Source organism: Nocardia sp. NPDC020380, from assembly GCF_044386975.1.
Lineage (GTDB): Bacteria > Actinomycetota > Actinomycetes > Mycobacteriales > Mycobacteriaceae > Nocardia.
In genome coordinates this window covers 404,340-423,267 of the sequence record NZ_JBIRVQ010000002.1, presented here as the reverse complement: position 1 = coordinate 423,267, position 18,928 = coordinate 404,340, and the positions used below count along the sequence as shown (strand labels likewise).

Annotated in this window: 21 protein-coding genes; 10 read left to right on the top strand and 11 right to left on the bottom strand. The window is 68.3% G+C overall.

Annotation, left to right across the window (positions count from 1 at the left end; all coding sequences use genetic code 11):
- Positions 1-178 precede the first annotated feature (178 nt).
- A complete protein-coding gene (locus ACH438_RS05550) occupies positions 179-805 on the bottom strand; it encodes a riboflavin synthase (RefSeq protein ID WP_397001553.1) in 627 nt (208 codons plus the stop codon).
- Between the two features lie 539 nt (positions 806-1,344).
- On the opposite strand from ACH438_RS05550, the gene ACH438_RS05545 reads away from it, so the two are divergent.
- Complete coding sequence (locus ACH438_RS05545) at positions 1,345-1,791, top strand: hypothetical protein (protein ID WP_397001551.1); 447 nt, start codon at positions 1,345-1,347, stop codon at positions 1,789-1,791.
- Between the two features lie 67 nt (positions 1,792-1,858).
- On the opposite strand, the gene rpe is transcribed toward ACH438_RS05545, so the two are convergent.
- Positions 1,859-2,527: a ribulose-phosphate 3-epimerase gene (gene rpe / locus ACH438_RS05540; RefSeq protein WP_397002302.1), complete on the bottom strand. Its 669-nt coding sequence runs from the start codon at positions 2,525-2,527 to the stop codon at positions 1,859-1,861.
- 180 nt (positions 2,528-2,707) lie between these two features.
- Between rpe and ACH438_RS05535 the strand changes: the two genes are divergently transcribed.
- The 3 genes from ACH438_RS05535 (at position 2,708) to ACH438_RS05525 (ending at position 6,300) form a co-directional block, all read left to right on the top strand.
- Entirely contained in the window at positions 2,708-3,130 is a 423-nt protein-coding gene (locus tag ACH438_RS05535; protein WP_397001549.1) for an anti-sigma factor, read from the top strand.
- Positions 3,131-3,342: 212 nt separating this feature from the next.
- Positions 3,343-4,134: an RNA polymerase sigma factor SigF gene (locus ACH438_RS05530; RefSeq protein WP_397002300.1), complete on the top strand. Its 792-nt coding sequence runs from the start codon at positions 3,343-3,345 to the stop codon at positions 4,132-4,134.
- A gap of 90 nt (positions 4,135-4,224) precedes the next feature.
- Complete coding sequence (locus ACH438_RS05525; protein WP_397001547.1) at positions 4,225-6,300, top strand: NAD(+) synthase; 2,076 nt, start codon at positions 4,225-4,227, stop codon at positions 6,298-6,300.
- 6 nt (positions 6,301-6,306) lie between these two features.
- On the opposite strand, the gene ACH438_RS05520 is transcribed toward ACH438_RS05525, so the two are convergent.
- The gene (locus tag ACH438_RS05520) at positions 6,307-6,759 is read right to left on the bottom strand and encodes a YdeI/OmpD-associated family protein (protein WP_397001545.1); all 453 of its coding nucleotides are present in this window, start codon (positions 6,757-6,759) and stop codon (positions 6,307-6,309) included.
- 102 nt (positions 6,760-6,861) lie between these two features.
- Here ACH438_RS05520 and ACH438_RS05515 point away from each other — a divergent pair, with 102 nt between their 5' ends.
- Positions 6,862-7,587 carry a TetR/AcrR family transcriptional regulator C-terminal domain-containing protein gene (locus ACH438_RS05515; RefSeq protein ID WP_397001543.1) on the top strand — a complete coding sequence of 242 codons (726 nt, stop codon included), beginning with the start codon at positions 6,862-6,864 and terminating at the stop codon, positions 7,585-7,587.
- An 83-nt stretch (positions 7,588-7,670) separates the two neighbouring features.
- Here the strand turns inward: ACH438_RS05515 and ACH438_RS05510 are convergent, their stop codons facing one another.
- From ACH438_RS05510 to ACH438_RS05495, 4 genes are all read right to left on the bottom strand, one after another.
- Positions 7,671-9,008, bottom strand: coding sequence for an RsmB/NOP family class I SAM-dependent RNA methyltransferase (locus tag ACH438_RS05510; RefSeq protein ID WP_397002298.1), 1,338 nt, complete (start codon positions 9,006-9,008; stop codon positions 7,671-7,673).
- Between the two features lie 566 nt (positions 9,009-9,574).
- The gene (fmt, locus tag ACH438_RS05505) at positions 9,575-10,498 is read right to left on the bottom strand and encodes a methionyl-tRNA formyltransferase (RefSeq protein ID WP_397001541.1); all 924 of its coding nucleotides are present in this window, start codon (positions 10,496-10,498) and stop codon (positions 9,575-9,577) included.
- Positions 10,498-11,073 carry a peptide deformylase gene (gene def / locus ACH438_RS05500; RefSeq protein ID WP_397001539.1) on the bottom strand — a complete coding sequence of 192 codons (576 nt, stop codon included), beginning with the start codon at positions 11,071-11,073 and terminating at the stop codon, positions 10,498-10,500. Before def ends, fmt begins: the two co-directional genes overlap by 1 nt.
- Positions 11,074-11,137: 64 nt before the next feature.
- On the bottom strand, positions 11,138-12,190 hold the full coding sequence (locus tag ACH438_RS05495) for a lipase family alpha/beta hydrolase (protein WP_397001537.1): 1,053 nt from the start codon (positions 12,188-12,190) through the stop codon (positions 11,138-11,140).
- Between the two features lie 86 nt (positions 12,191-12,276).
- Between ACH438_RS05495 and ACH438_RS05490 the strand changes: the two genes are divergently transcribed.
- A complete protein-coding gene (locus ACH438_RS05490; protein ID WP_397001535.1) occupies positions 12,277-12,825 on the top strand; it encodes a phospholipase D-like domain-containing protein in 549 nt (182 codons plus the stop codon).
- 75 nt (positions 12,826-12,900) lie between these two features.
- Here the strand turns inward: ACH438_RS05490 and ACH438_RS05485 are convergent, their stop codons facing one another.
- Positions 12,901-13,635, bottom strand: a complete 735-nt coding sequence (locus ACH438_RS05485) for a PadR family transcriptional regulator (RefSeq protein ID WP_397002296.1) — start codon at positions 13,633-13,635, stop codon at positions 12,901-12,903.
- 113 nt (positions 13,636-13,748) lie between these two features.
- Positions 13,749-14,435, bottom strand: coding sequence for an HAD family hydrolase (locus ACH438_RS05480; protein WP_397001533.1), 687 nt, complete (start codon positions 14,433-14,435; stop codon positions 13,749-13,751).
- 87 nt (positions 14,436-14,522) lie between these two features.
- Between ACH438_RS05480 and ACH438_RS05475 the strand changes: the two genes are divergently transcribed.
- On the top strand, positions 14,523-15,323 hold the full coding sequence (locus ACH438_RS05475; protein WP_397001531.1) for an ABC transporter ATP-binding protein: 801 nt from the start codon (positions 14,523-14,525) through the stop codon (positions 15,321-15,323).
- 3 nt (positions 15,324-15,326) lie between these two features.
- On the opposite strand, the gene ACH438_RS05470 is transcribed toward ACH438_RS05475, so the two are convergent.
- A complete protein-coding gene (locus ACH438_RS05470; RefSeq protein ID WP_397001529.1) occupies positions 15,327-15,905 on the bottom strand; it encodes a TetR/AcrR family transcriptional regulator in 579 nt (192 codons plus the stop codon).
- Between the two features lie 78 nt (positions 15,906-15,983).
- On the opposite strand from ACH438_RS05470, the gene ACH438_RS05465 reads away from it, so the two are divergent.
- The 3 genes from ACH438_RS05465 to ACH438_RS05455 are packed head-to-tail and all read left to right on the top strand — an operon-like array spanning position 15,984 to position 17,797.
- Positions 15,984-16,841, top strand: a complete 858-nt coding sequence (locus tag ACH438_RS05465) for an NAD(P)H-binding protein (RefSeq protein WP_397001527.1) — start codon at positions 15,984-15,986, stop codon at positions 16,839-16,841.
- Positions 16,842-16,899: 58 nt separating this feature from the next.
- The gene (locus tag ACH438_RS05460) at positions 16,900-17,340 is read left to right on the top strand and encodes a hypothetical protein (RefSeq protein WP_397001525.1); all 441 of its coding nucleotides are present in this window, start codon (positions 16,900-16,902) and stop codon (positions 17,338-17,340) included.
- 10 nt (positions 17,341-17,350) lie between these two features.
- Positions 17,351-17,797: a MarR family winged helix-turn-helix transcriptional regulator gene (locus tag ACH438_RS05455; protein WP_397001523.1), complete on the top strand. Its 447-nt coding sequence runs from the start codon at positions 17,351-17,353 to the stop codon at positions 17,795-17,797.
- Positions 17,798-17,854: 57 nt separating this feature from the next.
- On the opposite strand, the gene ACH438_RS05450 is transcribed toward ACH438_RS05455, so the two are convergent.
- Positions 17,855-18,838 carry an Acg family FMN-binding oxidoreductase gene (locus ACH438_RS05450; RefSeq protein ID WP_397001521.1) on the bottom strand — a complete coding sequence of 328 codons (984 nt, stop codon included), beginning with the start codon at positions 18,836-18,838 and terminating at the stop codon, positions 17,855-17,857.
- Positions 18,839-18,928 lie beyond the last annotated feature (90 nt).

Here is an 18,928-nt window from a genome sequence, read left to right as displayed (position 1 = left end):
TGCTCCATCTCGAGATAGTTGCCCACTAACACTAGGCCAGCAGCTGCGTCTGATTTGCGCCGCCTCCGGCGTCGCGGATTCGCGGCCCTGGAGTCTCGGCCTTCCCTCCTCCGCTCCTCCGCTGCGCTCCCCCGCTCCGTCAGTCCAGGCCGAGACGGTCCGCGAATCTTGCAGGTGATCAGCCGCGCTGGACCAGCCGCTCGACGTACTTGGCGATGATGTCCACCTCCAGGTTCACGGTGGTGCCGGCCGGGGCGGTGCCCAGGGTGGTGAGCTCACGCGTGGTCGGGATGAGGGAGACCTCGAACCAGTCCTTGCTGCCGTCCGCGGCGGCCTCGTCGGCGATGCCGATACCGGAAACGGTCAGCGAGATGCCGTCGACGGTGATGGAGCCCTTCTCGACGACATAGCGGGCAATGCTGTCGGGCAACGAGATTCGGACGACTTCCCAATTCTCGTAGGGGGTACGGGAGACGATGGATCCGGTGCCGTCCACGTGGCCCTGCACGATGTGACCGCCCAGGCGGCTGTTGACGGCCGCGGCGCGTTCCAGGTTCACCCGGGAGCCGGCGGCCAGGCCGCCGATGCTGGAGCGGTGCAGGGTCTCGGCCATGACGTCGACGGTGAAGGTGTCACCCTGCACCTGCTGATCGACGACGGTGAGACAGACGCCGTTGACGGCGATGGAATCCCCGTGCCCGGCATCGGAGGTGACCAGGGGGCCGCGAATGGTGAGTCGCGCCGAATCGTCCAGCTGTTCGGTGGCGACGATCTCGCCCAGCTCCTCGACGATGCCTGTGAACATCTGTTTACCTCTCCTGTCGCCTCGGCCCCCGATGCGGGCCCGTCGCTCCGGCCAACAGTCGCGGGTGCCGGGGGTATTCCCCCGCGCGGCGGCTGTCACCACCAGCCTAACGACGCCGGGTCGTAGGCGACATGCGGCCTCGTTCACTGGAGCGTTCGATACCGGTGGGCGGGACGAGTCGGACGAAGCCGACGAGTCGCATGGAAATGTCCGGAATTACACGGGATTACCAATTGAAATGTCGAGATTTACCGTGTTTTCAAATTGCCGAGGTGTAAACAAAGATCGCGACGCTACCCACTCCGCGAGTCGCTTACACCAAAATCTTGCGCGGGGGCGAAAATGGTCGCAAGATTGTTATGCAGCTGATTCCCACAGTTCAACTTCTCCGCCAGCAGTTCAACGCAGAACCGTCTCGGCGTCCACGGCCGTTCAGGCCCCTGGGCGATCATCGAAGCATTCGAACCGAAGGAAGGTTGGACCCTCGCGGGTCGGATACAGGTGGCAGACAAGACAATCGGCACAGATGGGGGTGCGGCGTGACCACGCTTCTCGATTCGACACTCGAAGTTCGCTGCGTGCAGTATCGGCGTGAATTTCATCTGCCGGCATCGATAGACCCGACGTCACGACACATCCTGCTCGACATAGGCAACCGTTACGGCGCCATCACCATGCCCGCCGAGCTGGGCGAACGTGTCCAGCAACGACTGGAGCAAGCCGAACTGGCCGGTCCGGTCGTACACCATCCCCGGGCCCGGCGCTGGACCTTCATCACCGGCCCCGCGCGGCCGGAGACCCTCAACACCTCGATCACGGCCCGGCTCTTCCGGCTCTACGCGACCGTCGCCTGCGCGGGCGCACAAGTGGTGCTGCCCTCCGCCGACGACGAACGCACCGGATACCGCACCTGGGTACAGCCGCCCGAGACCGTGTCCGCGGTACCACCGCTCGAATCGGTCATCGAGGCGCTCCTGGTCCGGTAGCGGCGGACCCGCGGGGCCCGCGGGCCCCGGGACCTCCGTCGCTACCGGGTTGCCAAGCCGCCGTGGACTATTCGGCGTTCGCGGCGGCCTCGATGGCGATCGCCTTCTGCCGCAGCACTTCCACCGTCGCGGCCGGATCGGCGGTGCCGTAGACGGCCGAACCGGCGACGAAGCAGTCCACGCCCGCCTCGGCGGCCTGCTCGATGGTGTCCATATTGATGCCGCCGTCGATCTCCACCACCAGGCGCAGCTCACCCGCGTCGACCAGACGGCGCACCGTACGCGCCTTGTCCAGCACGTCCGGGATGAAAGACTGCCCGCCGAAACCGGGTTCGACGCTCATCACCAGCAAGGTGTCGAACTCGCGCAGGATCTCCAGGTACGGCTCGATCGGCGTGCCCGGCTTCACCGACAGCCCCGCCTTCGCGCCCGCCGCGCGGATATCGCGCGCGACCGCGATCGGATCATCGGCGGCCTCGGCGTGGAACGTCACGTTGTACGCGCCCGCCTCCGCGTAGCCCGGCGCCCAGCGGCCCGGGTCGTCGATCATCAGATGGCAGTCCATCGGAATATCGGTGGCCCGCAACAGACTCTGCACCACCGGCAGACCCAGCGTCAGATTGGGGACGAAGTGGTTGTCCATCACATCCACGTGCACCCAATCCGAGCCTTCGATCGCCTGCAGTTCCGCGGCGAGCCGCGAGAAATCGGCGGACAGGATGGACGGTGCGATCATCGGCGCGGGCCGGGAGAACGGGGAGGAAGAGGTGCACACAGGCGGCAGTGTATCGGGCAGCGCGCCACGCCCGAGCGGCAGTAGCGGAACGACATCCCGTCGGTAGCAGAACGACATCGGACCCGCCGAACACCCCCATTGGCCTGATTGCCGAGCGCCGGAATGGGTAGCCTCTACAAGGTGATCAACATTTCGGCGGAACAAGGGTTGCGCGCCACCCCGGTCGAGATCGGAGTCGCGGCATCCGTCTCCCAGCTGCCCATCGTGCGTGGACTCGCCGAAACTCTGGTGCTGCTCAGCGATTTCACCCTCGACGAAGTCGCCGACATCCGGCTCGCCGTCGACGAGGCCGCCTCCACCCTCATCGCAGTCGCAGCGCCCGGCACCACCCTGCAGTGCCGCTTCACCGTCGGCGAGACCGATTTGCTGGTACAGGTGAGCGGCATCGCCGCCACCGAAGGGCTACCGGATCAGCGCAGCTTCGGCTGGCATGTACTGCGGACCCTCTCCGATGAGGTGAAAGCCGCACAGGGCGACTTCGATCCGGCCATTTCCGGCTACCCGACCACGGTGGAGTTCCGGCGGGTCCGGGGGAAGGGCTAGTGGCCGACGGAGACATCGTGTTCGCATCCACCGACGCATCCGAGCCCGAACCACACCAGGAAACCGCCACCGGAGCCACCGGAGCCGGTGAGATCGGCGTGCCCGAGAACACCACCGGCGAGAACGGCAATGCCGACAACGGCAATGGCGAACCCGGCGCCGAGAACAATGGCGAGGCCGAGGAGAACGGCGAGGACGCCGCCGACGAGGCCATCGACGAGGAAGAGGCCGAGGAGGTCGCCCGCAGCGTCTCCGGCTACGACGATGTCAACGCGCTCTTCGTGCAGCTGTCCAATGCCGCACCGGAGTCCGCGCGCCGCACCGCCATTCGCGCCGAACTGATCAGCCGCTGTATTCCGCTGGCCGACCACATCGCCCGCAAGTTCAGCGGGCGCGGGGAACCGTTCGACGACCTCACCCAGGTGGCGCGGGTCGGCCTGGTGCACGCGGTGGACCGCTTCGATATCTCCCGCGGCTCCAACTTCCTGTCGTTCGCGGTGCCGACCATCATGGGCGAGGTCCGGCGCTATTTCCGCGACAACACCTGGGCCATGCGAGTTCCGCGGCGCGTCAAGGAAACCCACCTGCGCATCGGCGGGGCCATCGACGCCCTGTCGCAGCAGCTGGGCCGCTCCCCCACGGCCAAGGAGATCGCGGCCGAACTCGATATCGATCCGGACGAGGTGACCCAGGCGGTCATCGCCGGCAATGCGTATCAGCCCAGTTCCATCGACGCCGTCTCGGTGGGCCGCGATACCGAGGCCTCGCTGCTGGACACCCTCGGCGAAGAGGAATCCCAGTTCGACCGGGTCGAGGAGTACGTGGCCATCCGGCCGCTGCTGGCCGGGCTGCCCGAACGGGAGCGGCGGATTCTGACCATGCGGTTCTTCGAATCCATGACGCAGACGCAGATCGCGCAGCAGATGGGCATCTCGCAGATGCACGTCTCCCGCATCCTGTCGAAAACCCTTGCCCGCCTGCGGGAGCAGTCCGCCCGCGAGTGAAACCGGCATGGCCGGTGCGGCGGCCCGCGGCGATTCGGTTAGATTGCGATCAACCATGATCGACTCTCCCGGGACGCAAAGGGGTCGGTGTTGACACAGCAACCGCCGCGCGAACACGCTCTACCGTTCGATTCGCTGTATCGGCACGGATTCGCCAGGGTCGCCGTGGCCGTGCCGCCGGTGCGAGTGGCCGATCCCGCCTTCAATGCCGAGCAGACTCTGGTATTGGCCCGGCGGGCCGCGGCCGAGCATGCCGTACTGACCGTGTTCCCCGAACTCGGGTTGTCCAGTTACACCGCCGACGACCTCTTCCACCAGGACGCCCTCGACGATGCGGTCGGGCTGGCGCTCGAACAGATCGTGGCCGAGAGCGCGGCCATCGACACCGTCCTGGTCGTCGGCGCGCCGGTGCGGGCGCAGGGACGACTGTTCAACTGCGGCATCGTGATTCAACAGGGCACGGTGCTGGGCGCGGTACCCAAAAGCTACCTGCCCAACTATCGCGAGTTCTACGAGAAGCGGCAGTACGCGGCCGCGCGAGAAGCCCTGGACAACCACATCGACATTGCGGGACAACGGGTTCCGTTCGGCGACGACCTGCTGTTCACCGCCGCCGATGTGCCCGGATTCGTCTTCCACCTGGAGATCTGCGAGGACGGCTGGGTGCCGTTGCCGCCCAGTGGTTTCGCCGCCCTGGCCGGGGCGACCGTGCTGGTCAACCTGTCCGCCAGCAATGTCGTCATCGGTAAGGCGGACTACCGGCGCGAACTGTGCGCCTCACACTCGGCGCGGTATATGGCCGCCTATCTGTATTCCGCTGCCGGGCACGGTGAATCGACCACCGATATGGCCTGGGACGGGCAGGCGCTCGTCTGCGAGAACGGCAATGTGCTGGCCGAGGGCGAACGCTTCGCCGACCATCCGCATCTGGTGACCGCCGACCTGGACCTGCAGCGGCTGGCCGCCGACCGTCTGCGGATGACCAGCTTCGCCGACAATGTGCACGATCACCGCGAGCGGCTCGCCCGCTTCCGGCGCATCGAGACACGACTACCTGTCCCGACGCAGACCGTGACTCTCGAACGCGAAATCCCGCGCTTCCCTTATGTTCCCGCAGACCCGGCCGTCCGCAACGAGCGCTGCGCCGAGGTACACCGCATCCAGGTCGAAGGTCTGAGCACGCGACTCGCGGCGACCGGTTCCCAGCACGTTGTGATCGGCGTGTCCGGCGGCCTGGACTCCACGGTCGCGCTCATCGTGGCCGCCAAGACCATGGACCGGCTCGGCCTGCCGCGCTCGAATGTGCTGGCCTACACCATGCCCGGCTTCGGCACCAGCAGCCGCACCCTCGAGGACGCCCGCCGCCTCATGCACGCGGTCGGCGCGACCGCACACGAGATCGACATCCGCCCATCCGCCATGCAAATGCTGCGCGACCTGAATCACCCTGCCGCCGAAGGTGTTCCGCAATACGACGTCACCTACGAGAACGTGCAGGCCGGCGAACGCACCTCCCACCTGTTCCGCCTCGCCAATATGCACCACGCCCTGGTGATCGGCACCGGCGACCTCAGCGAACTGGCCCTCGGCTGGTGCACTTTCGGCGTCGGCGACCATATGGCCCACTACAGCGTGAACGCCTCGGTCCCCAAGACCCTCATCAAGTACCTCGTCGCCTGGACCATCGACACCGAGGGTCTCGGCCCCGAAGCGGGCGAAGTCCTGAAATCCGTTCTGACCACGGAGATCTCCCCCGAACTCATCCCCGGCGATGGTGACGCCCCCGCCCAGAGCTCCGAGGCCACCGTGGGTCCCTACGAACTCCAGGACTTCCACCTCTACCACCTGCTCCGCTACGGCGACCGCCCCAGCCGCATCGCCTACCTGGCCCGCCACGCCTGGTCCGACAACACCCGAGGCCGCTGGCCCGACCTGGTCCCCGCCGACCAACGCCACGAATACGATCTCCCCACCATCAAGCACTGGCTCGCCGAATTCCTCCGCCGCTTCATCCAGACCAGCCAATTCAAACGCTCCACCCTCCCCAACGCCCCCAAGGTCGGCTCCGGCGGCTCCCTCTCCCCCCGCGGCGACTGGCGCGCCCCCAGCGATGCCGTCGCCACCGCCTGGCTCGACGAACTCGCCCGCAACGTGCCCGACGCCTGACGGCGGTTACGACGCGGCGAGCTCGGCCGCGGCCTTGTCGATCCGGCGCTGCCGGGTCTCGGGAGTCTTCGCCTGCTCGATCGGGTTCACCAGGCGCTGTTTCCGGCTGTTGGAGAGTCCCTCGAAAACGCGTCGCTGCGAATCGTCCAGGGCCGCAGCGAGATCGGCGGGCAACTCGACAATGCGTGCGACGGTGTCGAGGGCGAGCTCGACGTCCACTCGATCGCCCGCGCCGACGCCGGCCGCCGCGCGCACGTCGGCGCTGACACTGAGCAGGTGGCGACCGGCCATCACGCCGATGGTCGTGCGATAGGTGTAGTCGTTGATCCGCGCCGTGACCGGCGGGCGACCGCCCGCGCCCAGCGCGGCGAGGAGGTCCGCGGGGACCTCGATTCCGGTGGTGGTCTTGCCCGTGGCCTCGACGGTGGCATGGAACTTCAGCGGAGCCGGAACACTCATGACTCTCTACTTTCTGCACTCATCAGTACCAGAGATAGTGCACCGTACAGTACCCATCGACACGATAGGGTGCAATAGTTCGTGGACAAGGCAGGAGGCCCGATGACGGAGACGGATCCCGACACCCCCGATGACGTGCTGGTGGTGCGGATTCCGATGGCAGCGCCGGGCACAGCCGCGAGCCGCGGCCCCGACCCCCGCGTCGTCCGGACCAGGACCGCGATCGCCACCGTCGCGACGACACTGTTCCTGCAACAGGGCTACCAGGGCACCAGCATCGACGAGATCGCCGCCGCCGCAAGGGTTTCCAAACGCAGTGTCTACAACAACTTCGGCGACAAACAGCGCTTGTTCACCGAGATCGTGCTCGGCGCCACCCCGACCGCCGCCGAATTCACCGAACAGCTGGTCACCGGCCTCGCCCACGCCGACGACGTCCCGGCCGCTCTCCGCACAGTCGCCCGCCGCCAACTGGCCGCCGTGGCCCAACCCCGCGTCCTGCAGCTCCGCCGGCTCATCATTCTCGAAGCCGCCCGATTCCCGGACCTGGCCGCCGAGTACTACCGACGCGCACCCGGGCGCGTCATCGACGCACTCACCACGGCCTTCGCCGCGTTGCACGCCCGCGGCGAACTACACGTCCCCGACCCCCGCCGAGCCGCCGAGCACTACTCGTACCTGGTCCTCGGCGCGGTACTCGACGCCGCGCTGTTCGCCCCCGGCACGCCCCTCCAGACCGCTGCGGAGCTGGACGAGATCGCCGATAGCGGCACCGCCGCCTTCCTCACCGCGTACCGTCCGAAACGACCACGAGAGGGTGAGTCGTGATCAATGGGAGTCGGTGCGGCTGAATCGGGTCGGGGAGGCCGACCCGATTGCCGCTGTGAACCTTCGTTATCGGCCCGTCTAGATCAGTTCGGCTGCACTGGTTTACGCAGGGCGGCCAGGAACATGGCGTCGGTGCCGTGGCGGTGGGGCCAGAGCTGAGCGCCGGGGCCGGCACCGAGATCCGGTACGCCGGGGAGCAATTCGCGGGTGTCGAGTTGCTCCGCGCCCGTGCGGCGGACCATGTCGGCCACCACCGAGACGGTCTCCGGTAGGTGCGGGGAGCAGGTCGAGTAGACGACCACACCGCCCGGGCGGACCAGATCCCATGCGGCAGCGAGCAATTCACGCTGCAAGGTGACCAGCTCACGGACGTCGGAAGGCTGGCGGCGCCAGCGGGCCTCCGGGCGGCGGCGCAGGGCGCCTAGGCCGGTGCAGGGGGCGTCGACCAGGATGCGGTCGAAGCCGGGGGTCAGGCCGGTGTCGCGGCCGTCGGTGACGTGGATGTCGACCGGCATGTCGCGGGTGGCCTTGCGGACCAGTTCGGCTCGGTGCTCGGCGGGTTCGACGGCGTCGACTCGGAAGCCGTCGATTTCGGCGATCGCGCCCAGCAGGGCGGTTTTGCCGCCGGGGCCGGCGCACAGGTCGAGCCAGCGGCCGCCGTCGGGGCCTTCGAGCGGGGCCTTCGTCACCGCGAGGGCGACCAGCTGGCTGCCTTCGTCCTGAACGGCGGCCATGCCCTCGCGGACGGGTTCCAGCTTGCCGGGGTCGCCGCCGTCGAGGTACACCGCGTACGGCGACCAGCGGCCTTCCTCACCGCCGGTGACGAGCGCGAGCTCCTCGGCGGTGATGTCACCGGGCCGCGCCACGAGATGCACCGCGGGCCGGGCGTCATCGGCCTCCAGCACCTCGCGCAGTTCACCGGCCTCCGCGCCGAGCGCATCCGCGAACGCCTGCGCGATCCACACCGGGTGCGCGTACTCGAAGGCCAAGTGCCCCAGCGGATCCTGCGGCGCGAGCCGCTCCACCCACTCCTCGGGCGTCCGCTCGGCCACCCGCCGCAGCACGGCGTTCACGAATCCGGCCCGCCCCTGCCCGAATTCGGACCGCGCCAGCGCCACCGACGTATCGACCGCCGCATGCGCCCCGATCCGAGTCCGCAACAACTGATAGGTCCCCAGCCGCAGCGCATCCAGCAACGGCCCGTCGATCTCCTCGACACTCCGCCCCGCGCAATCCGCGATCACCGCATCCAGCAGCCCCTGCGACCGGCAGGCCCCATAAGTGAGCTCGGTGGCCAAGGCAGCATCCCGCCCACTGATCCGCCGCTCCCGCAACAACCCCGGCAGCACGAGATTCGCATAGGCATCCCGCTCCCGCACGGCCCGCAGCACATCCCGCGCCACCAACCGCACCGGATCCACCCCATGCTCGTTCCGCGCCCCCGCCCGGCCACCGTTCCCGGCCCCGCCACGCGAGCTGTCGCGGCGGCCGGCAGCAGATTCATTGCCGCGCCGCCGATCCGGCTGCGCCCCATACGATTCGCGCGCGCCACGATCGCGGTCGCCGCGGGCTCCGGCGCGATCGGGCTTGCCCGAACCGCCGCGCTCAGTCGCGGACCAGCCGCCGGTACCGGTATCGCGCGACCCGCGGCCGCCCGCACCACCACGCGCGCCGGAACCGTTCGCGCCGAAGGCTTTACCGCCCTCGCGCCGATCGGAGCGCCCGGTGGATGAATCCCGGTCACGGCGGGGACCACGTCCCTGCGCCGAACCGGTATCCGACTTCGATTCACCGAACCGGCGACCGCCGGATTCGGGTGTACCGCCGGAGGTTCCGCGGCCGGCGCGTTCACCGGTGCGGCCCGCGGCGGACTCACCATTGCGACCGGAGGCCGGTTTGCCGCTGCCTGCGGCCGAGCGGCGGAAGCCGCCGGTCTTGGCGCGGCCCGTGTCGTTGCGGGGCTTGTCGTCGCCGTTCTCGGGGCGGGTCATCCGATCACCGTGCCCGGCTCGAGGCGGGCGCCGCGGGCCCAGTCGAGGGCGGGCATCATGCGTTTGCCGGGTGGCTGGATCTGGTCGAGGCGGACCGCGGTGGTGGCGGTGCCGATGTAGACGCCGGTCTTACGGACGTCGACGGTACGGACCGGGAGCTGCTCCTCGACGAGTTCCACGGGGCCGAGCTTAAAGCGTTTGCCGTCGATTTCGGTCCAGGCGCCGGGAGCGGGGGTGACCGAGCGGATCAAGCGGGAGATGGCGAGGGCGGGCTGGTCCCAGCGCACGTGGCCGGATTCCGGGAGCACCTTGGGCGCGTAGGAGACGCCCTCGGCGGCCTGCGGAACCGCCTGCACGATGCCGTCTTCCACCGCGTCGAGGGTGGATTCCAGCAGGTGCGCACCGCTTTCGGCGAGCCGTTCGAGCAGGGCGCCGGAAGTGTCGTTCACCCCGACCTTCTCGACCAGCGTGCCGTACACCGGGCCGGTGTCGAGCCCCTTCTCGATACGGAAGGTCGACGCGCCACTGAACTCGTCACCGGCGAGGATGGCCGCCTGCACCGGCGCGGCGCCCCGCCATGCGGGCAGCAGCGAGAAGTGCAGATTGATCCAGCCGTGCTCCGGAATCTCGAGCACCTTTTCCGGCAGCAGCGCACCATAGGCCACGACCGGGCAGCAGTCCGGCGCCAAAGCCGTGAGCTGCTCGACGAATTCGGGCTCCGACGGCCGCTTCGGCGTGTACACCGGGATCCCGTGCTCATCGGCCAGCAGCCCGATGGGTGAGCGGGTGACCTTGCGGCCCCGTCCGGCGATCGCATCCGGTCGCGTCACCACCGCGACCACCTCGTGCCGATCGGATTCGATGAGCCGCCGCAGCGACGGAACCGCCGGCTCGGGGGTTCCTGCGAAGACCAGACGCATCAGCGGCTCCGTTCCTGAGTGCCGGCCTCGGCGCGACGGCGGCTGCCGCCGAGCTGCGAGGCCGAGAGCACTGTGATTCCCTGTGCGAACCAAGAGGATTCGCGCACCGCGCGCATGGCGTCCTTGCGGGCGGCCGGTTCCAGCCGCTGCAGGAACAGCATTCCGTCGAGGTGATCGGTCTCGTGCTGCACGCAGCGCGCCAGCAGCCCCTCGGCCCGGAACTCCACCGGCTTGCCGGTCTGGTCGACGCCGCGCACGAGCACCGTCATCGCGCGCGTAACGTCCTCGCGCACACCGGGAATCGAGAGGCAGCCCTCGACCCCGGTCTGCGTCTCCTCGCCCGCCACTTCCCAGACGGGATTGATGAGATGCCCGTGCGCCTCACCCGTGTCGTAGACGAAGACCCGTAGCCCCACCCCGATCTGCGGTGCGGCCATCCCGACCCCGCCGCTCTCGTACATGGTGTCGGTCAGGTCGGTCACCAGCTGGCGTACCTCCCGATCGAACGTCTCGACCTCCGCCGCGCGGGCGCGCAGGATCGGATCGCCGAACAGGCGGACAGGCTGGATGGTCACGGGCAGCTCCCGATTGCGAACGAATACGGTCGTCTCATTTTACGGACGCCGCAGACCGCCCCGATCAGGAATGCGCTGCCAGCACCACATCACTGATGCCGGTACCCAAGGCGACGGGCACACAGTTGGGTGCGACGGCCCGATCGGGAGCCAGCAGGTTGACCACCGTCTGCTGCACGAACGGGTCGTAGACCATATGGAAATGCCCGGTCAGGTCGGCGGAACAGAGATCCTGCAGCACCAGATTGGTGGCGCCCGCACCCTTCAACGCGATATTGCCGAAGGGCTGGATCATTTCATCCACCCGGCTACCGATCGTGGTATATCGCACACCCGGAACGGTGTCACCGCCGGAGTTGAGGTCGTTCATGAACGGTGACCCGGCCGCCTGCTGCACCGCCGCCAGCGAGGACGCCGCCTGCACGAGTTTGTAGATACCCGGCACCTTGTCGGCCACCGGAACCAGGCCGTACATGACGCCGCCATAACTGGGCGAGGCCAGCCCGATCCACTGATCGACCTTGGGTGCGCCACCGAGCTTGTCGATGTAATAGCGGGTCACGCTCGCGCCCTGCGAGAACCCGACCATGTCGACCTTGGGCGCGCCGGTCGCGGCGAGCACCTGATCGACGAACGTGCCGACCTGCGCCGAGCTGTCCCACACGTCCTCGGTGCCGTAGCTGTCCTTACCGGGCTTGCCGCCGTAGTTCATGGCGAACACGCACAATCCGGCCTGCGCGAGTTGCGGGCTCAGGGCCGACCAGTCGCTGTAGGCCGAGGAATCGGTCCCGTGCGCGAGCACCACCGGGTACGGGTGCTGAGCGGTCGGCTTGCAGCCGAAGTCGTTGGCGCCCTGCGGCGCTGCGTCCGGATGCTGTTTCAGATAAGTGGCAGCCCCCAGATGTTCGGTCTGTGGCGGCCCGGGCACGGTCGGCACCATCATGATGCTGTCGCCGTTCGGTAGCGCCTGTGCCTGCGGCGCCACGATCGGCGCCGCCCCGATGACGGCCGCGGCCAATGCCATTACCCCCGCCGGCGCGACGCGGCGCAGTGCGCGCGCGGTCCGGCTCCCGTTTTGTCCCGTCTCACAGTGCGCGACGGGGCCCAATTGTGCCATCTCATAATCATCTACGAGGGCGCGCCGAATGTCCCGGTGCCAGCGCATGTTTCGCCGCCCCAAGTTCTGGGGTTATCGTGGCCGCCATGACCTTCGTGATAGACGGTTCGATGACCTGCTATCTCATGCCCGATGATCACGACGCGGCCAAACAGAAATTCCTGGAATTGGTGGCCGCACCTGGGGAAACCTGGATCATCGCCTACACGTTCACCCTGCAGGACGCCACCGACGAGTTGATCGCGGCGCACCACAACGGGGTTCCATTGCATCTGTATCTGGACCACAGCCAGTCGGTCGGGCACAGCGAAAAGCCGCTCGTCTCACAATTGGTCGACGCGGGTATCGAAGTGACGATCGGCACGAGTACGGCTGGGCGGCAATATATCTGCCACACCAAGGGCCTGGTGACCGACTCCCCCGCCGGGCCGCAGTGCTGGGAGGGCTCGGTCAACTTCTCCACCACGGGCTGGCAGCAGGTGAACACCGCCATGAACTTCGGCTCGCAGCCGTGGCGGGATCATTTCGTCGCACAGTTCGCGACGCTGGTGAACTACGCGTGGTCGCAGGAGAGCGATCTGCAGGTCATGCCGCATGCGCCGGCGGTGGCCACCGCACTGGCACTGAACGCCTGACCGAATTCCATTGCCGGAGACGCGAAAGGCCTTCCCCGCGGCATGGCAGGGAAGGCCTGAGGCGTGATCACCGGATCACTCGTCGGTCGACGGTGCGTCTTCGGTCGACGGCGCGTCGTCCTCGGCGAGGATGCGGTACAGGGCGCGGCGGGCCTCGGTGAGGACCTCGGCGGCCTTGCTCGCCTGTTCCGGGTTGCCGACGGCGGCGACCTGAGCGACCGCACCCATCAGCTGTCCGACCAGTCCGCGCAGATCGAGCGCCTGATCGCCGACGCCGTCCTTGACGTCCTGCCAGGGATCGCCGAGATCGGTGCGGTTGGCCTCGATGTAGGCGGTGCCCGCCTCGGTGAGCTTGGCGGTCTTCCGGCCGGCCACGCGCTCGATGAGGATCAGGCCCTCGTCCTCGAGCTGTGCCAGCGCGGGGTAGATGGACCCCGGGCTCGGGCGCCAGACATCCTGGCTGCGCTCGCGGATCTGCTGGATGAGCTCGTATCCGTGCATCGGCCGTTCCTGCAGCAGCAGGAGGATGGCCGCGCGGACGTCGCCACGCCGGCCGCGTCCGCCGCGACCGCGTCCGCGGCCGAAGTGCGGGCCGGGGCCGAAGCCGCCCGGGCCGCCGAAGCCGCCGGGACCGCCGAAGCCGGGACCGAAGTCCGGGCCGAAACCACGGCCGTGGCCGTGCCGGTGCGGGCCGTGCTCACGCGGATCGCGTGGGCCGCCTCGCCGTGCTCGCGGGTGTTCGCGGCCTTGCTGCTCTTCTGTGCGCAGTCGCCGCCAGGGGCCGCGGCCCCATTCCTGGTTGTTGTCCATGCGTTCCATGGTGTGCCTCCTAAGGCTCGTTGTTCTATCTGTTGCTATCGACGATATATCGTCAATCTATCCAGAACAATGTGACGCGTGACACAGACCAGCCGGTTTTGACTTTAGATGAGGAGACCCCGCGCGCGGACGATATCGGCCAGGGCGGACGGACGCTGCACGGTCGGCACCGGATCCACCAGCGCGAACTCGCAACCGAGAACCGTTGCGCCGCCATCGGCTTCGGCACTGTCACCGATCATGAGCGCATTCGAGGGATCCACGCCGAGCCGGTCGAGGGCGCCCTTGAAGATACGGACATCCGGCTTCATGGCCCCCACTTCGAAGGACAGCGCGAAATCGTCGATCACGCGGTCCCAGCCGCGATCGACGAAGGCGGGACGGATATCGAAGGCGATATTGCTGACGATCCCGACCTTCAGGCCGTTCTCGCTGAGACCGTGCAGTACGTCGCCGGTGTCCGGGTACGGCGTCCAGGCGGTCGGGTCCAGCAGCCGCGCATACAGTTTCTCCGCCGCGCCCTCGGGCACACCCGACTGTTCCAGCACCTCCATATAGGCGGTGCGATGCAGGGCCGGGTCGAGATCCCGGTTGTCCCAGGCGTATTGGCCCGCCTCGTCGAACTGGACGAACTGCCCGACGGGAGCCGTCATGCGGCGCATGATCTCCGCGATCTCATGGGTATCCAGGGCCCGGCCGCCGGTATCGGTGAGATCCACGTCCCAGAATTCCGATTCCTCCAATCGGAACACCGTGCCGGAGAAGTCGAAGAGCACCGCCTCGATCGCCATGCCGACCACCCTACACAGCGGGCTCACGGCCCTTGCCCGGCGAAAATCACACATCAGCTTGTCTGAGGAGTTTGCTACCGTGGGGCCATGACGGACTCACCGGTGCTGAAGGTCGACGCGGTCGACGTGGTGCGTGGCGGAAACCCCATCCTGCAAGGGGTTTCGCTCACCGTACGGGCCGGCGAGCACTGGGCGCTGCTCGGACCCAACGGCGCCGGTAAGACCACGCTGCTGCGCATGCTGGGCGCCTTCGAGCATCCCACCCGCGGCAGCGTCGAGGTGCTGGGTCATCGGCTGGGGCGCGTCGACATGCGCGCACTGCGCGCCGGAATCGGGCACGTCGACCCGCGCCACACGCCGGACAGCCATCTCACGGTCCGCGAGGTCGTCCTCACCGGCGCGACCAATACCGCCGATCTGATTCCGCGCTGGGAAGCCACCGCCGAGCAGCTGGCCGAGGCCGACCGGCTCATCGACCTGCTCGGCTTGAGCCATCGCGGCGACGCCGGCTGGCACATCCTGTCGCAGGGTCAGCGCGGCCGCGCCCTCATCGCGCGCGCCCTGATGCCCAGCCCGCGGCTGCTGCTCCTGGACGAACCGGCCACCGGGCTGGATCTGGCCGGGCGCGAACAACTCCTGGAACGGATCGACCGGCTGCAGCACGCACATCCGGAACTGGCCTCGGTGCTGGTGACCCATCACCTCGAGGAACTGCCGCCGGGCACCACCCACGCCATGCTGCTGCGCGACGGCCGCGCGGTCGCCGCCGGGCCGGTGGACGAGGTCATCACGACCGAGCACATCAGCGCGTGTTTCGATCACCCCGTGCGCATCCTGCGCCAGGAGGGCCGCTGGAGCGTGCGCCCGGCCCAGCCCGCCCTGAACTGAATCTCAGGCCAGGGAGTCGATCCACGCTTCGAGGCGACGACCCTCTGCTTCCATCATGTCCGGATCCCGGAATGTATTGGTGAGCAGGGAAATTCCCTGATACGCGGCCAGCAGCGCCACGGCGAGTTCCCGCGCGTCGTCGCGTCCCATAGCGGTGAATTGCGCCTGGATCCAATCCAGCAGTCCACGCATCACCTCCGCGAGTTCCGTATCGAGCCCGTCGGCGCGCTTGTCGAGTTCGGTGGCGAGAGTGCCTGAGGGGCAACCGAATCGGGCGGCCGTCTCGCGTTGGTCGACCCAGCCGCGAACCAGCGCCTTCAGCCGTTCCGCGGGCGCGTCGTACTGCTCGAGGGCGGCGATGATCTGCTGTGCCGTGCGGGCGTGCGCGCCGATCGCGGCCTGGACCAGCTGGTCCTTGGTCTTGAAGTAGTAGTAGACGTTGCCGACCGGTACATCCGCTGCGCGGGCGATATCGGCGATGGTCGTCTTCTCCACTCCCCGTTCGTGGAACACCTGCGCCGCCGCGTCCGCCAGCCGCTCCCGCTTGCCGGGGGCCGCCGTCCGCGCCACTGAGTCAGTCATACGACTAACTATAGACATCACCCGGTCGCATGCCTTAAGCTTCGAGTTAGTCAGCCAACTAACTCAGGAGTGAGACACATGATCGTGGTAACCGGAGCAACCGGAAACGTCGGCAGTCAGCTGGTGCGGACCCTCGCCGAACAGGGCGAGAAGGTGGTCGCGGTATCGCGTGGCGAGAAGCCCGTGGATCCGGCCTGGGGCAATGCGGCGGGCGTGGAGTATCGGCGGGCCGATCTCGATGATCTGGACAGCCTCGCCGAGGCCGTGAGCGGTGCGCGGGCGCTGTTCCTGCTCATCACCGGACCGCAGTTGATCAGCGGCCCGGAACCCACCCGGGTGCTGGAAACCGTTGCGGCGGCGGGTGTCCGGCGGGTCGTGTTCGTGTCCTCGCAGGCCGCGGTCACGCGATCCGACAGTGCGGGCTATGCGCGGACGCTCGAATTCGAACGCGCCCTGGCGGATTCGGATCTCGAATGGACGGTGCTGCGGCCCGGCGCCTTCGCCACCAATACCTTCGCGTGGATCGAGCCGATCCGCGCCCAGCGCATGATCCCGGCGCCGTTCGGGGATGTCGGACTGCCGGTGGTGGATCCCGCCGATATCGCCGCCATGGCCGCGGCGGCCCTGACCGGGACAGGCCATCACGGACAGGCCTACACCGTCACCGGCCCGGAGCTCATCACCCCGCGGCAGCAAGCGCAGGCCATTGCCGAGGCGTTCGGTGAGCCGCTGCAGTTCGTGGAGCTGACGCGGGAACAGGCGCTGGGCAACATGATTCGTTTCATGCCCGAGCCCGTGGCCGAGCACACCCTGGAGATCCTCGGCACGCCGACGCCCGAGGAGCAGCGGATCAGCACGGATGTCGAGCGCGCACTGGGCCGGCCGGCGTCCGGTTACGCCGCATGGGCGCAGCGCAATATCGCCGCGTATCGCTGAATTGCGGTGCGCCGGCGACCCCTTGCCTCAATAGTATGCATCTGCCTATCGTATGCAGATGCAGACTATCGAGGTTTCCGAACAACTCTTCTCCGAGGGCACCGTGCTCATGCCCTGGCAGCCGGGTCCGCGGCACGACCTGGCCGGGCCGGTATTCCTCAGCGTCACCGACTTCCTCGCCGGCTCGGAGGAGGAAGTCCGGCGCATCTACGAGACGGGCATGAAACTCGGCCGGACCTGGCCGGTCATGCAGGGCGCGGTGGGCCTGTGGCTGTGGGGCCGGCCCGCCGAGCGGCGCGGCGGATCCATCACCGTGTGGGAATCCGAGCGGGACATGCGGCGTTTCGTGCGGTGGCCGGTGCACGGCGCGATCGTGCGCGAATGGCGGGGCAAGGTGCGGATCGGCACCGATTCCTGGCAGGCCGAACAGTTCGAACCGGGCCGGGTGCTCGAACGCGCTCGCGACACGCTGGAACGGCCACACCGCAGCCTGACCTAATCTTGTCCGCATGCCGACACCCCGTCCGGACCTCGCAGCGATGATCGCGCCGCTCGCCCGCGCCCTGATGGCCGCCGAGCAACCCGTCCTCGACGCCCACGAACTCACCATGTGGGCCTACGTCGTCCTGCTGCACCTGGACGAGGACCCGGCACGCGGACAGGGCGCCCTCGCCCAGGAGATCGGCGCCGACAAGACCCGCATCATCGCGGTCCTGGACGACCTCCAGGAGCGCGGCCTCATCGAACGCCGCCCCGATCCGGCCGACCGCCGCGCCCGCCTCCTCACCCTCACCCCGGCCGGGCGGCGACGACGCGACGACGCTCAGGCCGCCATCCAGGCCAAAGAGGAACTGCTGCTCGGCAAGCTCTCCCCCGCCGACCGCACCGGGTTCCTGAATGCCCTGCTGACCCTCGCAGCGCTACCGCGCGAAGAGATCATCGGCGACGACGAGTAGCCCGAAGCATGGTGTCCGGGATCCCGAACGGCATGCGGCACTGGACCATTCGGGTAGTCAGGACACCGGCAGTGCCGTATCGATGATGTCGGCGAGCGGACGCCTGGGCGTGCGCGGCAATGGCGCCGCGTGCGAGGACACCCAGCCGAACCGGACCAGCGCCTGGGGAAAGGCGCAGTCGAACATGACGTCGGCGCCGATGGTGGCGGCCAGGTCGGGGATGCCCAGGGGCTCGGTCTGCAGGCAACTGGCCAGGCCGTAGCGGGTCGCGGTCAGCAGGAGGGCACTGGCGGCTTCGCCCGCGCGCAGGCGGGCGCGCGGGTCGTCGGCCGGGGTGCCGAGGACCAGCCATTCCGAACCGTCCGAGGTCTCGGGAATATCGGTCAGTTCCGGACTTGCGAACGCCCGCACCGTGATTGCGTCGCCGAGGCGCTGCGGCGGCGTATTCGCCGCGGGCACACCGTCGGGCGTGCCGTGGCGACCACTCCAGGTCGCCAGCTCACGCTGATACTCCGGATCGACCGCGTGCCGGGCGGCCGCATCGTGGGTGATATCGGCCAGCGGCGTGCGCAGCGGTGGCGGGATCAGCCGGGCGACGACGCCGAAATGCGGTGCGGAGGAGGCGACCGCGCGCAGGATCGCGCTGGGTACCGGCCGGGAATCGTAGCGGCGGCGATCCGACTCCCGGTGTGTGATGGCCGCGGCCAGTTCGATGTCGTCCTGGGTCGGGTCGGCGGGCGTGACGGTGACGGTGGCCAGGTGATCGGGATCGGAATCGTCGGGCAGGTAGGCGACCGCGGCGGCCAGGCCGTGGACCGACAGCGCCACACGCAGGTGATGCAGGGTCGCGCCGCAGCTCATCAGCAGGGCGCGCGAGGTGGGGTCGGTGGCCTGCAGGTGCCGGTCGCGGTCGGCGTGCAGTTCGATGGCGTCACCGGTGAGCCGCCACCGCCACGGCTGGGTGTTGTGCACCGAGGGGGCACGCACCGCCATGGCGATGGCGGCCGCGAATCGTCGTTTCCGTACGAGGTCCTCGACCATGTGCCGCCACCTTCCGAATGCCTGGATCACGCTCGGCATCGTCGCCGAAACAGCCGCGTCGAGCGGCTACCTTCAAGACAACACCGGGGC

What these genes read in the sequence shown, in the direction of transcription:
- ACH438_RS05520 (WP_397001545.1), bottom strand. Translation starts at nt 6,759, where the DNA reads ATGAGTGTTCCGGCTCCGCTGAAGTTCCATGCCACCGTCGAGGCCACG.
- ACH438_RS05550 (WP_397001553.1), bottom strand. Translation starts at nt 805, where the DNA reads ATGTTCACAGGCATCGTCGAGGAGCTGGGCGAGATCGTCGCCACCGAA.
- ACH438_RS05470 (WP_397001529.1), bottom strand. Translation starts at nt 15,905, where the DNA reads ATGACTGACTCAGTGGCGCGGACGGCGGCCCCCGGCAAGCGGGAGCGG.
- ACH438_RS05490 (WP_397001535.1), top strand. Translation starts at nt 12,277, where the DNA reads ATGACCTTCGTGATAGACGGTTCGATGACCTGCTATCTCATGCCCGAT.
- ACH438_RS05460 (WP_397001525.1), top strand. Translation starts at nt 16,900, where the DNA reads ATGCAGACTATCGAGGTTTCCGAACAACTCTTCTCCGAGGGCACCGTG.
- rpe (WP_397002302.1), bottom strand. Translation starts at nt 2,527, where the DNA reads ATGATCGCACCGTCCATCCTGTCCGCCGATTTCTCGCGGCTCGCCGCG.
- ACH438_RS05485 (WP_397002296.1), bottom strand. Translation starts at nt 13,635, where the DNA reads ATGGACAACAACCAGGAATGGGGCCGCGGCCCCTGGCGGCGACTGCGC.
- ACH438_RS05455 (WP_397001523.1), top strand. Translation starts at nt 17,351, where the DNA reads ATGCCGACACCCCGTCCGGACCTCGCAGCGATGATCGCGCCGCTCGCC.
- ACH438_RS05475 (WP_397001531.1), top strand. Translation starts at nt 14,523, where the DNA reads ATGACGGACTCACCGGTGCTGAAGGTCGACGCGGTCGACGTGGTGCGT.
- ACH438_RS05450 (WP_397001521.1), bottom strand. Translation starts at nt 18,838, where the DNA reads ATGGTCGAGGACCTCGTACGGAAACGACGATTCGCGGCCGCCATCGCC.
- fmt (WP_397001541.1), bottom strand. Translation starts at nt 10,498, where the DNA reads ATGCGTCTGGTCTTCGCAGGAACCCCCGAGCCGGCGGTTCCGTCGCTG.
- ACH438_RS05515 (WP_397001543.1), top strand. Translation starts at nt 6,862, where the DNA reads ATGACGGAGACGGATCCCGACACCCCCGATGACGTGCTGGTGGTGCGG.
- ACH438_RS05495 (WP_397001537.1), bottom strand. Translation starts at nt 12,190, where the DNA reads ATGGCACAATTGGGCCCCGTCGCGCACTGTGAGACGGGACAAAACGGG.
- ACH438_RS05480 (WP_397001533.1), bottom strand. Translation starts at nt 14,435, where the DNA reads ATGGCGATCGAGGCGGTGCTCTTCGACTTCTCCGGCACGGTGTTCCGA.
- ACH438_RS05465 (WP_397001527.1), top strand. Translation starts at nt 15,984, where the DNA reads ATGATCGTGGTAACCGGAGCAACCGGAAACGTCGGCAGTCAGCTGGTG.